General features: G+C 40.3%; 15 protein-coding genes. 12 read left to right on the top strand and 3 right to left on the bottom strand.

Going from position 1 to position 12,604, the window contains the following annotated elements; translation table 11 throughout:
* Window positions 1-35: 35 nt before the first annotated feature.
* Window positions 36-959, top strand: coding sequence for a CysB family HTH-type transcriptional regulator (locus tag B2W49_RS05665; protein ID WP_291335350.1), 924 nt, complete (start codon window positions 36-38; stop codon window positions 957-959).
* Between the two features lie 189 nt (window positions 960-1,148).
* Window positions 1,149-2,339, top strand: coding sequence for an outer membrane protein transport protein (locus B2W49_RS05670; RefSeq protein WP_291335352.1), 1,191 nt, complete (start codon window positions 1,149-1,151; stop codon window positions 2,337-2,339).
* 57 nt (window positions 2,340-2,396) lie between these two features.
* On the opposite strand, the gene carO is transcribed toward B2W49_RS05670, so the two are convergent.
* On the bottom strand, window positions 2,397-3,128 hold the full coding sequence (carO, locus tag B2W49_RS05675; protein WP_291335354.1) for an ornithine uptake porin CarO type 4: 732 nt from the start codon (window positions 3,126-3,128) through the stop codon (window positions 2,397-2,399).
* A 301-nt stretch (window positions 3,129-3,429) separates the two neighbouring features.
* On the opposite strand from carO, the gene dapD reads away from it, so the two are divergent.
* The 5 genes from dapD (at window position 3,430) to B2W49_RS05700 (ending at window position 6,749) form a co-directional block, all read left to right on the top strand.
* Complete coding sequence (gene dapD / locus B2W49_RS05680; RefSeq protein WP_291335356.1) at window positions 3,430-4,251, top strand: 2,3,4,5-tetrahydropyridine-2,6-dicarboxylate N-succinyltransferase; 822 nt, start codon at window positions 3,430-3,432, stop codon at window positions 4,249-4,251.
* A 79-nt stretch (window positions 4,252-4,330) separates the two neighbouring features.
* Entirely contained in the window at window positions 4,331-5,041 is a 711-nt protein-coding gene (gene queE, locus B2W49_RS05685; RefSeq protein ID WP_236162198.1) for a 7-carboxy-7-deazaguanine synthase QueE, read from the top strand.
* Window positions 5,042-5,130: 89 nt separating this feature from the next.
* The gene (queC, locus tag B2W49_RS05690) at window positions 5,131-5,802 is read left to right on the top strand and encodes a 7-cyano-7-deazaguanine synthase QueC (protein ID WP_136144778.1); all 672 of its coding nucleotides are present in this window, start codon (window positions 5,131-5,133) and stop codon (window positions 5,800-5,802) included.
* 13 nt (window positions 5,803-5,815) lie between these two features.
* Window positions 5,816-6,220, top strand: a complete 405-nt coding sequence (locus B2W49_RS05695) for a hypothetical protein (RefSeq protein WP_291335359.1) — start codon at window positions 5,816-5,818, stop codon at window positions 6,218-6,220.
* A 70-nt stretch (window positions 6,221-6,290) separates the two neighbouring features.
* Window positions 6,291-6,749: a peroxiredoxin gene (locus tag B2W49_RS05700; RefSeq protein ID WP_291335361.1), complete on the top strand. Its 459-nt coding sequence runs from the start codon at window positions 6,291-6,293 to the stop codon at window positions 6,747-6,749.
* 72 nt (window positions 6,750-6,821) lie between these two features.
* Here B2W49_RS05700 and B2W49_RS05705 read toward each other — a convergent pair whose 3' ends face one another.
* On the bottom strand, window positions 6,822-7,406 hold the full coding sequence (locus tag B2W49_RS05705; protein WP_291335363.1) for a nicotinate-nicotinamide nucleotide adenylyltransferase: 585 nt from the start codon (window positions 7,404-7,406) through the stop codon (window positions 6,822-6,824).
* A 100-nt stretch (window positions 7,407-7,506) separates the two neighbouring features.
* Here B2W49_RS05705 and B2W49_RS05710 point away from each other — a divergent pair, with 100 nt between their 5' ends.
* Window positions 7,507-8,307, top strand: a complete 801-nt coding sequence (locus B2W49_RS05710; RefSeq protein WP_291335365.1) for an enoyl-CoA hydratase-related protein — start codon at window positions 7,507-7,509, stop codon at window positions 8,305-8,307.
* A 145-nt stretch (window positions 8,308-8,452) separates the two neighbouring features.
* Window positions 8,453-9,229, top strand: a complete 777-nt coding sequence (locus B2W49_RS05715; RefSeq protein ID WP_291335367.1) for a nitroreductase family protein — start codon at window positions 8,453-8,455, stop codon at window positions 9,227-9,229.
* Here the strand turns inward: B2W49_RS05715 and B2W49_RS05720 are convergent.
* Complete coding sequence (locus tag B2W49_RS05720; RefSeq protein WP_291335369.1) at window positions 9,226-9,543, bottom strand: NGG1p interacting factor NIF3; 318 nt, start codon at window positions 9,541-9,543, stop codon at window positions 9,226-9,228. The genes B2W49_RS05715 and B2W49_RS05720 overlap by 4 nt on opposite strands.
* 263 nt (window positions 9,544-9,806) lie before the next feature.
* Between B2W49_RS05720 and B2W49_RS05725 the strand changes: the two genes are divergently transcribed.
* The 3 genes from B2W49_RS05725 to B2W49_RS05735 all read left to right on the top strand — a co-directional run.
* Window positions 9,807-11,147, top strand: coding sequence for a deoxyguanosinetriphosphate triphosphohydrolase (locus B2W49_RS05725; protein ID WP_104851741.1), 1,341 nt, complete (start codon window positions 9,807-9,809; stop codon window positions 11,145-11,147).
* A gap of 130 nt (window positions 11,148-11,277) precedes the next feature.
* The gene (gene ruvA, locus B2W49_RS05730; protein WP_291335371.1) at window positions 11,278-11,880 is read left to right on the top strand and encodes a Holliday junction branch migration protein RuvA; all 603 of its coding nucleotides are present in this window, start codon (window positions 11,278-11,280) and stop codon (window positions 11,878-11,880) included.
* 295 nt (window positions 11,881-12,175) lie between these two features.
* Window positions 12,176-12,604 (top strand): AAA family ATPase (locus tag B2W49_RS05735; RefSeq protein ID WP_291335373.1); only part of this gene is annotated, 429 nt, incomplete at its 3' end.

Here is a 12,604-nt window from a genome sequence, read left to right on the forward strand (position 1 = left end):
CTAACCCGCTCCATCCTTTTTAGGGTTGCACCACTATGAACTTCCAACAACTTAGAATTATTAGAGAAACCGTTCGGCAAAACTTTAATTTAACTGAAGCGTCTGCGGCACTATATACCTCTCAATCGGGCGTGAGTAAGCACATTAAAGACCTTGAAGATGAGCTGGGTGTGCAGCTTTTTGTCCGCAAAGGTAAACGCTTATTGGGTTTAACCGAGCCAGGGCAAGCCTTGCTGTGTATCGTCGAACGCATGTTGATTGATGCAGATAACATTAAACGCCTTGCCGATGACTTTAATAAAGTTGATGAAGGCACGCTCACCATTGCGACTACACATACCCAAGCGCGTTATGTGCTACCGCCTATTGTGAATTTGTTTAAAAAAGAATTTCCCAAAGTACATTTGATTTTACAACAAGCCAGCCCTGTAGAAATTGCCGAAATGCTGCTGCAAGGTGAAGCCGATATTGGTATTGCAACTGAATCTCTCACCACTGAAGAAAACTTGGCGAGTGTGCCTTATTATGAGTGGCGCCACAGTATTATTACCCCTAAAAATCATCCTTTAGCCAGTAAAACTGAGATTAGCCTGACCGATTTGGCAGAATATCCAATTATTACTTACCACGGTGGCTTTACGGGTCGTTCTAAAATTGACAAAGCATTTATCGATGCAGGAATTGATGTCAATATCGTGATGTCTGCACTTGATGCCGATGTCATTAAAACCTATGTTGAATTAGGCATGGGTGTTGGTATTGTCAACAATGTGGCTTATGACGTTGAACGTGATCACCGCCTAAAACAAATTCAGACCGATATTTTTGGGCTAAACACCACATGGATTGCGGTTCGCAAAGGACATTTACTACGTGGCTATGGCTATGAGTTTATTTCTTTATGTGCACCAAATGCCGATATTAAAGCTTTAAAACGTATCGCCTATCCCGAAGAATAAAACAGCAATACATAAGAGAGCCTAGGCTCTCTTTTTTGATCTTTAGCAAAACTCTTGCTTATTCTATATACCTAGAAATAATCAAAATAATGATTTTAATTCATAAGAAAAGTGAATAAAATATAATCAACAATAAAAAACGTAATTTGATTTTAAACACGATTCTATAATTTAGACCAAGGACGCAACATGAAATTTCACATTTTTGTCGGATTGCTGTTTGTCCTGCCGCTAAATTATACCTCTGCTGCAGCTTTAGAACGCAGCAATCAATCCATTCAAGCTTTCTTTGAAAACGGTAATTATGCGGAAGTTGCTTTGCTGCAAGTAGATCCCAATATTTCAGGTCAGGCCCAGCATCAACAAAATAGTACGAAATCAGATATTCAAAGTTTTTCGGCAGGCAATTTAGTCAATCATCAACACTTCATCCAAGCTGCATTAAAACTACAACCCCATCCACAAATTTCTGTGGCGTTATTATTTGACCAACCTTATTTTGTTGATGTGGATTATCAAATAGGCTCGACACAATCCAACGAACTCTTATTTTCTGAAACTGCAGATATTAAGTTTGAATCAAGAAATATCACAGCGCTAATCGGCTATCAACCCACACAAAATTGGAACCTCTTTACAGGTCTAAGTAACCAGTCATTCTCAGGTGATCTTAAAATTGCTATATACAATAAATATGCTGCAATTCCTTTTGGGGATTATCACGTACATTTTCCCAAAGACCATGCGTGGGGTTGGTTAGCAGGTGTCAGCTACCAAATTCCTGAATATGCTTTTAATACAGCAATTACCTATCGCTCTAAAATCAAGCATAGTTCCAATGCAAGTGAAACTGCTTGGGGATTTCCTTTAGAGGAAACATCACAACAAACAACAGAAATTGAAACACCTGAATCGGTGAATTTAGATTTTCACACCGGTTTACCTGCGCAAAATTTTCTGTATGGATCATTGCGATGGGTCAATTGGCAAGATTTTAAAATTCAACCCACTCAATTCTCCGCAATAGTGAAAAATCAATTCAACCTGATTGATTATCAAAAGAATCAATGGTCTACGCGTTTGGGTTTTGCCCATCAATGGTCACCCAAGTGGATCACTGCGGTGGAAGGATTGTGGGATTCTGGTGCGGGTAATCCTGCCTCAAGCTTAAATCCCGTAGATGGCTATATTGGTGTTGGTACGGGCGCGCTTTATCACTTCAACCCCAAAACTTTTATGATTGCGGGTCTGCATTATTTGCACTTTACTAAGCCAGACACGGTACAACCACAGTCGTTAATCACGCAAATTTCAAGTTTTTCTTCACTCGAACAACGTGAGGCTTGGGTTTATCACTTGAAATTAGCACACCGCTTTTAAGACACAAAAAAACGAGCCGAAGCTCGTTTTTTTTGGTTTAGCTGAAACTAACGGATATTACCAGTGGTAGCTTACACCTAGTTTCGCTACTGGCATCCATTCGTATTTGTCGTCGTTACGGATTTTGTTTTCTTCAGCAGCTAAATCTCTATCAAAATCAGCGCCATTCACGTTTACAAAGTTACCTTTCGACGTCAAGTTTACAGATGGGTTGCCTGTATAGTACGCACCCACTTCACCAAATACACCCCAGTTTTCATTGATCTTAGGCGCTAAACCTAGACCTACATAGGGAGCAATATTATTTTCATAATCCATTTTCCCTGAAACTTCACCATTAAAGTTATAGTTATTGCCATTTACTTTAATCGTACCATCACTTGAGCGCTTCTTCAGGTCATACTCAGAATCGACATAGCCTACACCAGCAGCAACATATAAACCTTGAGCCCAACGATTTGTGCTTGTACCCCATGGACGAATCTCAGCATTTAAATAGGTCAAGTTATTGTCCATATCCATATCGTACTTTGTACCATTAATAGATAAGTCATCCGACCAAGAAATATCGCCACCGTTATACCCAAGAGCTAAGCCCACATACGGGTTTGCAGTCCAAAGTAAGGCACCACCATAACCAGTTGTACCGACTTCAGCACGTACGCCTGTTGGAATGAGTTGGTTACGATCAAACGCATAACCATCTTGTACCACAGCTGTATCTGCCATTGCAGAACCTGCAGCTGCTGCCAATACCGAAGCGGCTAAAATTGTATGTAAAGTTTTCATTGTGTTTCTCCTCAAACTAAAGCTTTTTGAATTTTCATTCATTCGTTTTTCATGTAAAAACTATAGAGCATATTGCGTTCAGTATTTATGCAAGATGTGCTAGGTTTATGTTATTTTTTGATACAAATTTATTTTTATTGTTTATTGCAAAAGCTTTTATTTTCAAAACTTCAACAATTTAGCGCTCAACTTGACTTGTTTTATCTAGCCAAGGATAAACTCCAAGTTGTTCTAAATTTTATCTATTCCTCTCTCAATATAGTGTAAAATCTTGGAAAGTTTTTTTCAGGTATTTACATCGATGTCGCAGCTTTCAACAATTATTGAACAAGCATTTGAAGACCGTGCTAATTTTACAGCAGCAGATTGCCCTGCTGAAATTCGCCAAGCAGTTGAACAAGCAATTGCAGGTTTAGATAACGGCACATTGCGCGTTGCTGAAAAAATTAATGGTGAGTGGATCGTTCACCAATGGTTAAAAAAGGCAGTTTTGTTATCTTTTAAACTCAATGATAACAAGCCAATTGAATCTTGCGATTTGCGTTTCTACGACAAAGTAGACACGAAATTTACAGGTTGGACTAACGAGCAATTTAAACAGGCAGGTGTACGTGTAGTACCGCCAGCTGTTGCACGTAAAGGTTCGTTCCAAGCCAAAAATGTGGTGTTAATGCCATCTTATGTCAATATTGGCGCTTATGTAGATGAAGGCACCATGGTCGATACATGGGCAACAGTAGGTTCATGTGCACAAATTGGTAAAAACGTGCATTTATCGGGTGGTGTAGGCATTGGTGGTGTACTTGAGCCACTTCAAGCAAACCCCACGATTATTGAAGACAACTGCTTCATTGGCGCACGTTCTGAAATTGTTGAAGGCGTGATTGTCGAAGAAGGTTCTGTCATTTCTATGGGCGTTTATATTGGTCAATCGACCAAAATTTATGATCGTGAAACTGGCGAAATCCACTATGGTCGTGTACCTGCAGGTTCAGTGGTCGTTTCTGGTAGCCTGCCTTCTAAATGTGGCACTTATAGCTTATATGCTGCTATCATTGTGAAAAAGGTAGATGCAAAAACCCGTGCAAAAACCAGTTTGAACGACTTATTACGCGAAGACTAAACTTTTTTTAGTTTTCCCCATCTCTACGGCCAGCAATGACCGTAGAGATTTTTGTTTTTTATATACTGTGATGAATTTTATGAGTACCCTCCGATCTTCCGCTATTCCTGTTTCTGATCCGTCTGCGGGTTTACGCATTACGGAGATTTTCTATTCATTGCAGGGCGAAGCCAATACATCAGGCTTGCCAACCGTATTTATTCGTTTAACGGGTTGTCCATTGCGTTGTCATTACTGCGATACCACCTATTCTTTTGAAGGTGGCGAGCGTCAATCTTTAGATGACATCATCCAAACCACGCTAGATTTTAAAACACCGTATGTATGTGTGACGGGCGGTGAACCACTGGCTCAACCGAATGCGCTGCCACTCATGCAACGCTTGGCAGATTTAGGTTGTGAAGTGTCTTTGGAAACCAGTGGAGCTTTGGATATTTCTAAAGTGGATAATCGTGTATCTAAAGTGCTGGATTTAAAAACCCCTGCCTCGGGTGAAATGTCCCGCAATTTATTATCAAATTTAGATTTTTTAAACCCGCATGATCAAATCAAATTTGTGATTTGTAATCATGACGATTATCTTTGGGCGAAGGAGCAGGTTGAGCAATATCAATTGCATAAAAAAGTCGATACCGTGTGGTTCTCCCCTGCATTTGCTGTCGAAAAAGGTGCAGTCGCCTTGCCACAACTTGCACGTGATTTGGCACAGTGGATTTTAGCCGACCATCTCCCTGTTCGTTTCCAATTGCAATTACATAAATTGCTTTGGAATGATGAAACAGGTCGTTAATGTCCACACGAATACACATTCGTACTAAGGTCAATCATCACAGTTTTGCTCAAGTTCTAACGCAAAATTTTAAAAATTGGAGTTCAATTATGCGCCCTCGTGCCATTGTATTGTTATCTGGTGGATTAGACTCAACCACGTGTTTGGCATGGGCACAAGCGCGTTATGAATGTATTGCACTTAGTTTTATGTATGGTCAACGCTCGACCACAGAGCTAGATGCTGCACGTGCCTTGACTAAAAATGCAGGCATTGAGCATCGTGTGATTAATATTGATTTAGGCAACTTGGGCGGTTCTGCCTTGACCGATCACAGCATTGAAGTACCTGATCATGAGCAAGAAGGTATTCCTGTGACTTATGTTCCTGCGCGTAATACCATCTTCCTGTCTTATGCTTTGGCTGCAGCCGAAGTGTTTGATGCAGAAGCCATTGTGATTGGCATTAATGCGGTAGATTATTCGGGCTATCCTGACTGTCGTCCTGAATTTATTGATGCTTTTGCCAATATGGCGCGCTTGGCAACCAAAGTTGGCGTAGAAGGTAAACCGTTAAAATTTGAGACACCTTTGTTACATTTATCCAAAGCAAATATTATTCGCTTAGGTATTGAACATGGCGTAGACTATAGTCAAACGGTTTCTTGCTACCAAGCAGATGACCAAGGACGTGCTTGTGGTAAATGTGACAGCTGTCGCTTACGCAAACAAGGTTTTGCCGATGCAGGTGTTGCGGACCCAACACGTTATATACCGTCATAACAAGGTAAAGTGTATGAAAAATTTAAAATCAAACATTATGGTTTCTGCGATTATGTCTGTTGCTGCATTATTCGCAACAACGACGCACGCAAATAATGACAAGTTGCAACAAGCATACAAAAGCACCAATGTAAAAGCAGCTTTAATTAATGTTTGTAAAGAAGAAACTGCAAAAGGCAAAAAACTGACTACAGCTGAAGTAAGCAAATATTGTACTTGTGCAGTAGAAGCAGATGGTAAATTAACCAACGCTCAAAAATGGGAAATTCAAGGCGCAATTAACCAGAAAAAGAGCCCTGCGACTTTAGCTTTTGTACAAAAGCAAAATAAAGATTTGCAAACTTGTTTTGGTCCTCAGCTTACAGGTAAATTAAAAACCTTAACTGAAGAAGCAATGAAAGCGGCTGAGAAAAAATAATTTTTCTTAACAATTTCAACTAGCCACTTTATGTGGCTAGTTTTTTATGTGCATGATTTTGGAGAAAAATATGAGCACGACAATTCAATTACCAAATCAAGCTTTTTCTGCAACCACAGGCGAAGTCAATTTAACCGAACTTGGTACAGATTGGTTAGTGGTGTATTTTTACCCGAAAGATTCTACCCCAGGCTGCACCACACAAGCTGTCGACTTTACCGCGCTAAAACCACAATTTGATGCACTCAACACTACCATCATTGGCATTTCGCGCGACTCAGTCAAAGCGCATCAAAACTTTACCGAAAAGCAATCTTTAGGCATTAACCTGATTAGCGATAAAGAAGAAGTATTGTGTCAGTTGTTTGATGTGATTAAAGAAAAAAATATGTATGGCAAAAAAGTCATGGGTATTGAACGCTCAACTTTTATTTTCCATCAAGGTCAATTGATAAAAGAATATCGTAAAGTTAAAGCTGCTGGACATGCTGAGCAAGTGCTTGCGGATTTAACCGCTTTACAGGCTTAATTTTTCAGTCTCTAAGCAAAAAAGACACAATATTGTGGATGATTGAATGCCTTTTCGATCATCCTTTTTCATTTAGATACTGGATGATTGCGTCAAATTACTGCTGTCCTGCTGCTGGTATTTGTCTTGTAATTGACGATAAATTTCCGTGTTTTGAAATGCGGTTAAGAAATCAATTGTGCCTTGTGGGAAAAAATTGGGCTGAATTTCCCCACGATAATAAGCTTCACGTGCAGGCGTGGCAGACATCGCATCTTGCAAGCTGTCTAACTCCACCATCTCCCATTCAGGGAAAAACTTTAAATAATAAGACGAGTCATCTTTAAAATGCCCAATTAAGCCAACACGATCTTGCGATTGAACCAGTTCACCTACTAAAGATTTGACCAATTTTTGCCATTTTTCATCATTGTAGACATCTATAACATACACAAACTTAATCCGTTCCTGCATCTCAGGTGAAAAGTTAGACAAAATCATCTGCTCACGCTCTTTGGCTAAAAACGGATTTTTTAAATTGCGCTCATTTTGTGCAGAACCTAATGCCAAAATCACATAATGACTACGTGCTAATGCAATTTGAATGGTTTGCAAATGTGCCAAATGAAATGGCTGAAAACGACCAATGAAAACCAAATAATCAAACGTATATTGCATAATAAATCAAACTTTTTATGAACTCATGAGTTGTGCCAAAGCTGCGAATTTGCGACATAATGAGCCATAAATTCAATCCAATCATAGCAAGGATAGTACGATGACACTGAGCTGTATTCAACAACCTCACCCACATTTGAATGCGAATTTAGACAATGGCGTACTGACTTTAGCCATCAACCGACCAGAAGCAAAAAATGCGTTGTATGGTGAATTATATTTATGGATTGCACAAGCCTTAGATGAGGCTGATCAAGACAATGCAGTACGTTGTGTAGTTTTACGCGGCGCAGATGCAGACTTTAGCGCAGGCAATGACATGCAGGACTTTATGAAGTCTGCCGCACTTAAAGGACAATTACCTGCTGCCGAAGGTCCTCCGTTCATCTTATTAAAATCTGCTGCCAAGTTTTCTAAACCGCTAATTGCAGCTGTACGTGGGGTGGCGATTGGCATTGGTGTCACAATTTTATTGCATGCAGATTTAGTATATAGCGACAATACTGCCCTATTCCAAATTCCATTTGTGAGCTTGGGCTTATCGCCAGAAGGCGCATCAAGTAAACTTCTGGTAGAACAAGCTGGCTATCACAAAGCGGCTGAACTGTTGTTGACTGCACAGAAATTCAATAGCGAAACGGCATTATCGGCAAATTTAGTTAATAGTATTGAAACCGATGTCTATGCAACAGCACAACAAAAAGCAGCGCAATTGGCAGCTTTACCATTGGCTTCACTCAAACAATCTAAAGCCCTTATGAAACATAATGTAGATGAAATTGTGGCGTGGATTGACCATGAAGCAGAAATTTTTATGCAACGTGTCGGTTCAGCAGAAATGACGGAAGCAGTGCAAGCCTTTATGCAAAAACGTAAACCTGATTTCAGCCAATTTAATTAAGTGCTGTTTAACTGGAATGCACTTATTTCAACTGAACTAGCCGTTTTTAAAACCACATTCATATTGGCTGAATGTGGTTTTTTTCTTTATTCGGCCCCATATTCTAAGATGTGCTGTCAATCATTAAAAATTGAGGAAAATTGTAATGACTAATCCAAATCCAGCCGATGTTCAAGTTGAAAAAAAAGAACGTTATTTTGAACCCGCACCACAAGATATTGATGTAGAAAACTTTAAAAAAGTCATTCAAAGCCGTCGTTCGGTGCGTAAATTTACCGACAAAGCTATTCCTGCCGAAGTGTTGGATGATTGTTTAGATATGGCTTTATTGGCGCCGAACTCATCTAATTTACAACCGTGGACTTTTGTGGTGGTGCAAAACCCTGCCAAGAAAAAACAACTGGTTAAAGCCTGCTTAGGACAGCTTGCTGCTCGTACTGCATCAGAGCTAATTGTGTGTATTGCACGTACAGACCGTGTTGATGAAATGGCAAAAAAGAATATCAGCGAGTTTCCTTATCCTGAAGCGCCTGCTGCAGTCAAAAAATATTATAAGTTTATTCCTTATAACTACATGACTGGCTACTTAAATGCTTTAGGTAACTTTAAGAAAGTCGCTTTCAAAATTGCACGTAGTTTAGATAAACAATTACCTGTAACTGCATTTAACCCTGCCGATGCCAAACTTTGGGCGACTAAAACTACAGCACTCGCCTGTGAAAATATGGTCTTGGCCCTTCGCGCACACGGTTTCGATAGCTGTATGATGGAAGGTTTTGATGAGCCGATGGTACGCAAACTCTTAAAACTGAATGATCAACAATTTCCAGTGATGGTGATTGCTGCAGGTGAACGTGCTGAAGATGGTGTCTTTTTCCCGCAATACCGTTTTGACCGTGACTTATTTATTCAGAAAATTTAATCATCAAGGTCTAAAAGTTGCATAAACTCAAAGGCAGGCTCTTCGTAAGGATGACTAGCTTTGAGTGCTTTTGCGACTGCCTGAGCATTTTGCTCAGGCACAATGGTTTCCACTCGCCACTCAGCAACGTGTTCCAAAACATCTAACTCACCAATAAACGGATTTGCTCCTTTTACAGGTTTAAATTGCCCTGTGCCTAAAACCTGCCATGCACAATGTTCATAATTGCCAATTCCTCCTGCACCCGCTGCAAAAACAGCCTGTTTGGTTTCTTCAAGATGAGATTGAGGCACGTAGTAAATCAGTTTAAGCATAATTAAACTTCGCTATCCATTTCACAATTAATTAGAAATTAGCATAAAAATTGAGCACTGTTGCTGTTTTGGCAAGCTGTGCGCATCATCAAATCCTCGCTTTATAGCGCTCCCCCCAAAAAATTTAAAGTACGCTTCGCCATAAACGTATCTCCCATTTTGTATGATTTTAGATTTAAAAAGACAAGCCATGTCGCCCGCCCCTAGAGCTTTTGTCATTTTTTTGGCATGATGCAAAACAAGCACATAGTGAATAATGATAAATGACTCAAATGCGTTGGTTAGAACTGCTTTCCACAGTTCGGATTGGTAGTAAAAAACAAAGTACAGAACAGGCGCGCAGCCCTTTTCACAAAGATTATGACCGTATTATTTTTTCGCAAAGTTTTAGACAACTAAACCGAAAAACCCAAGTCCATCCGCTCACTCAACACGACGGTATTCACACTCGCCTGACCCATTCTTTAGAAGTGTCTTGTATTGGACGTTCATTGGGGATGTTGGCTGCAGAAAAAATCAAAGACCACTTGCCTATGTGGATTTCTCCTGCCGATGTCGGTGCGATTATTCAAGCTGCATGCTTGGCACATGATATTGGCAATCCACCTTTCGGACATGCAGGTGAATATGCCATTCGTGAATGGTTTGACGATGCTTCACACGGCAATTTTCTCGCCAAACTGAGTGATGAAGAAGAAGCTGACGTCCGTCAGTTTGAGGGCAATGCGCAAGGTTTACGGCTACTCACCAAAATTGACTATCATCCAAATGATGGCGGCATGCGTTTAACCTATGCCACTTTAGGCGCTTATTTAAAATATCCGTGGCTCTCCAAAACCATTGCCGAACAAGGCAACCGGCCTGCCAATCAACGTGATAAATTTGGTTGTTACCAAGCTGAAAAAGAAATTCTCAAACAAATTGCAGAACAGCTTGGCCTGATTCAATTGGGTGATTATCACTATTGCCGTCATCCACTGACATATTTATTGGAAGCGGCGGATGATATTTGCTATGCCCTCATTGATTTGGAAGATGGCATTATTTTAAACATGCTCAGCTATGAAGAAGTGGAACCAATCTTTTTAAACTTAATTGGTGACTACGGTATTCCTGCAGAACTAGCGATGGCACGTACCACTTGGCAACAAAAAATTGCCGCTTTGCGTGGTCGGGTCATGAAGCGTTTAGTCGATGAAGTGACCACGGCATTTGCCAAACACCATTTGGAAATTCTGATGGGACAGCTCAAAGGCAGCCTTTTACAATATTGCTCGGCAGATATTGAAATTGGCATTAATCGTGCCAAAGACTTAGCGCGTGAAAAAATTTTCGAGCATCCACAAAAGGCAGGTCTGGAAATTATTGCGCATCAAAGTTTACAAAATATTTTGGATGCGTTTATTCCGCTCACCACACCACATAAAACCCTAAGTTTTAAAGAGCAGCGTTTAATGTCCATCTTGCAACGCTCTGGGGCAGATTTTGCGCATAATCATTATGACAATATTATGCAAGTCTTGGACATTATCTCTAAGTTTTCAGATCATCAAGCCTATAACTTATCGCAAGAATTACAAGGCAATAAGGTTGGTTTGCTGTGATGACTCAATTGTATATCAATAACTTATATACAAATAGACGTAGGATTTAAGCGCAGATTTTGCCTTTTGTGAAAATGCGCTCTACTATGCGAACCGCAACTTATTTTAAATCAATCAGTGAATCACAAATATGATCGGATGTCTTATTGGCGAAGTGTTGGCTTTAGAAGCACCAACCGTGTTACTGAATGTGAATGGTGTAGGTTATGAAATTGACACGCCGCTCACCACATTTTGCCAATTACAAAAAGGGCAAAAAATTACCCTGTGGACGCATTTAGCCGTGCGTGAAGATGCTCAATTGTTGTATGGCTTTTTAGAAGCCCAAGAAAAAGCCATTTTCCGTACCTTACTTAAAGTCAATGGTGTCGGCCCGAAAATGGCACTGGGTATTTTATCGACCTTGAGCGTCGAACTACTGATTCACACTGTAGAGCATGAAGATATTAATACCTTAATCAAAGTACCAGGGGTGGGCAAAAAAACTGCTGAACGTTTAATGATTGAATTACGTGATCGCTTTAAAGCCATGTCCAATGAAGTGAGCAGTAGCAATTCCACAGTGACTCAAATTCAGTTTACGGGCAATTCTGCTGTTGCCGAAGCCGAAGCCGCTTTACAATCTTTAGGTTATAAACCTGCCGAAGCACAAAAACTGATTAATGCAGTTAAGGCCGATTTTACTGAAGCTAGTGATATTATCCGTGCAGCATTAAAGTCAATGAATCGGTAAGCACATATATTGTCTAATTCACCTCATCTGATACGCGACAAAGTCATTCGCAATTGTTTTAGGCAGGAGGCATTTGCACAAAAATGTCTGTGCGATATTATCGATACGAATCAAAATTCGACGAGTTTTGCGAATGACAATGGTTTTGCTTACTTTTGCCGAATGAGAAATATATTTCGCAAGGTAAGGCGGACTACAGGTTATTCCCTGTATTAAAGTTCTATTGGAAAGACTCCTCAAAAATGTTTTGCGGAATTGTTAATTAAAATCAGTTTACTTAAAGTTTAGATCACCTATGCAAGACCGTCTCATCAGTGGTTCTGAAAAACCCGAAGATCAAATTGATCGCGCCATTCGCCCCGCTTCACTCGATGACTATATTGGGCAACCTGTGGTGCGTGAACAAATGGAAATTTTCATTGGTGCAGCCCGTGGACGCGCAGAAGCACTGGACCACACACTGATTTTTGGACCACCCGGTTTAGGTAAAACTACACTCGCCAACATTATTGCCCGTGAAATGGGCGGCAATCTTAAATCTACTTCAGGGCCTGTATTAGAACGTGCAGGTGATTTAGCCGCCATGCTGACCAATCTTGAAGAAGGCGATGTGTTATTTATTGATGAAATCCACCGTCTTTCACCTGTGATTGAAGAAATTTTGTACCCTGCAATGGAAGACTACCAACTGGATATCATGATTGGTGAAGGACCTGCAGCACGT

This window comes from Acinetobacter sp. UBA801 (genome assembly GCA_002296655.1).
GTDB lineage: Bacteria > Pseudomonadota > Gammaproteobacteria > Pseudomonadales > Moraxellaceae > Acinetobacter.

Excerpts from the sequence above, each read along its gene's own strand:
- B2W49_RS05665 (WP_291335350.1), top strand. The coding sequence starts at position 36 with ATGAACTTCCAACAACTTAGAATTATTAGAGAAACCGTTCGGCAAAAC.
- B2W49_RS05670 (WP_291335352.1), top strand. The coding sequence starts at position 1,149 with ATGAAATTTCACATTTTTGTCGGATTGCTGTTTGTCCTGCCGCTAAAT.
- carO (WP_291335354.1), bottom strand. The coding sequence starts at position 3,128 with ATGAAAACTTTACATACAATTTTAGCCGCTTCGGTATTGGCAGCAGCT.
- dapD (WP_291335356.1), top strand. The coding sequence starts at position 3,430 with ATGTCGCAGCTTTCAACAATTATTGAACAAGCATTTGAAGACCGTGCT.
- queE (WP_236162198.1), top strand. The coding sequence starts at position 4,331 with ATGAGTACCCTCCGATCTTCCGCTATTCCTGTTTCTGATCCGTCTGCG.
- queC (WP_136144778.1), top strand. The coding sequence starts at position 5,131 with ATGCGCCCTCGTGCCATTGTATTGTTATCTGGTGGATTAGACTCAACC.
- B2W49_RS05695 (WP_291335359.1), top strand. The coding sequence starts at position 5,816 with ATGAAAAATTTAAAATCAAACATTATGGTTTCTGCGATTATGTCTGTT.
- B2W49_RS05700 (WP_291335361.1), top strand. The coding sequence starts at position 6,291 with ATGAGCACGACAATTCAATTACCAAATCAAGCTTTTTCTGCAACCACA.
- B2W49_RS05705 (WP_291335363.1), bottom strand. The coding sequence starts at position 7,406 with ATGCAATATACGTTTGATTATTTGGTTTTCATTGGTCGTTTTCAGCCA.
- B2W49_RS05710 (WP_291335365.1), top strand. The coding sequence starts at position 7,507 with ATGACACTGAGCTGTATTCAACAACCTCACCCACATTTGAATGCGAAT.
- B2W49_RS05715 (WP_291335367.1), top strand. The coding sequence starts at position 8,453 with ATGACTAATCCAAATCCAGCCGATGTTCAAGTTGAAAAAAAAGAACGT.
- B2W49_RS05720 (WP_291335369.1), bottom strand. The coding sequence starts at position 9,543 with ATGCTTAAACTGATTTACTACGTGCCTCAATCTCATCTTGAAGAAACC.
- B2W49_RS05725 (WP_104851741.1), top strand. The coding sequence starts at position 9,807 with ATGACTCAAATGCGTTGGTTAGAACTGCTTTCCACAGTTCGGATTGGT.
- ruvA (WP_291335371.1), top strand. The coding sequence starts at position 11,278 with ATGATCGGATGTCTTATTGGCGAAGTGTTGGCTTTAGAAGCACCAACC.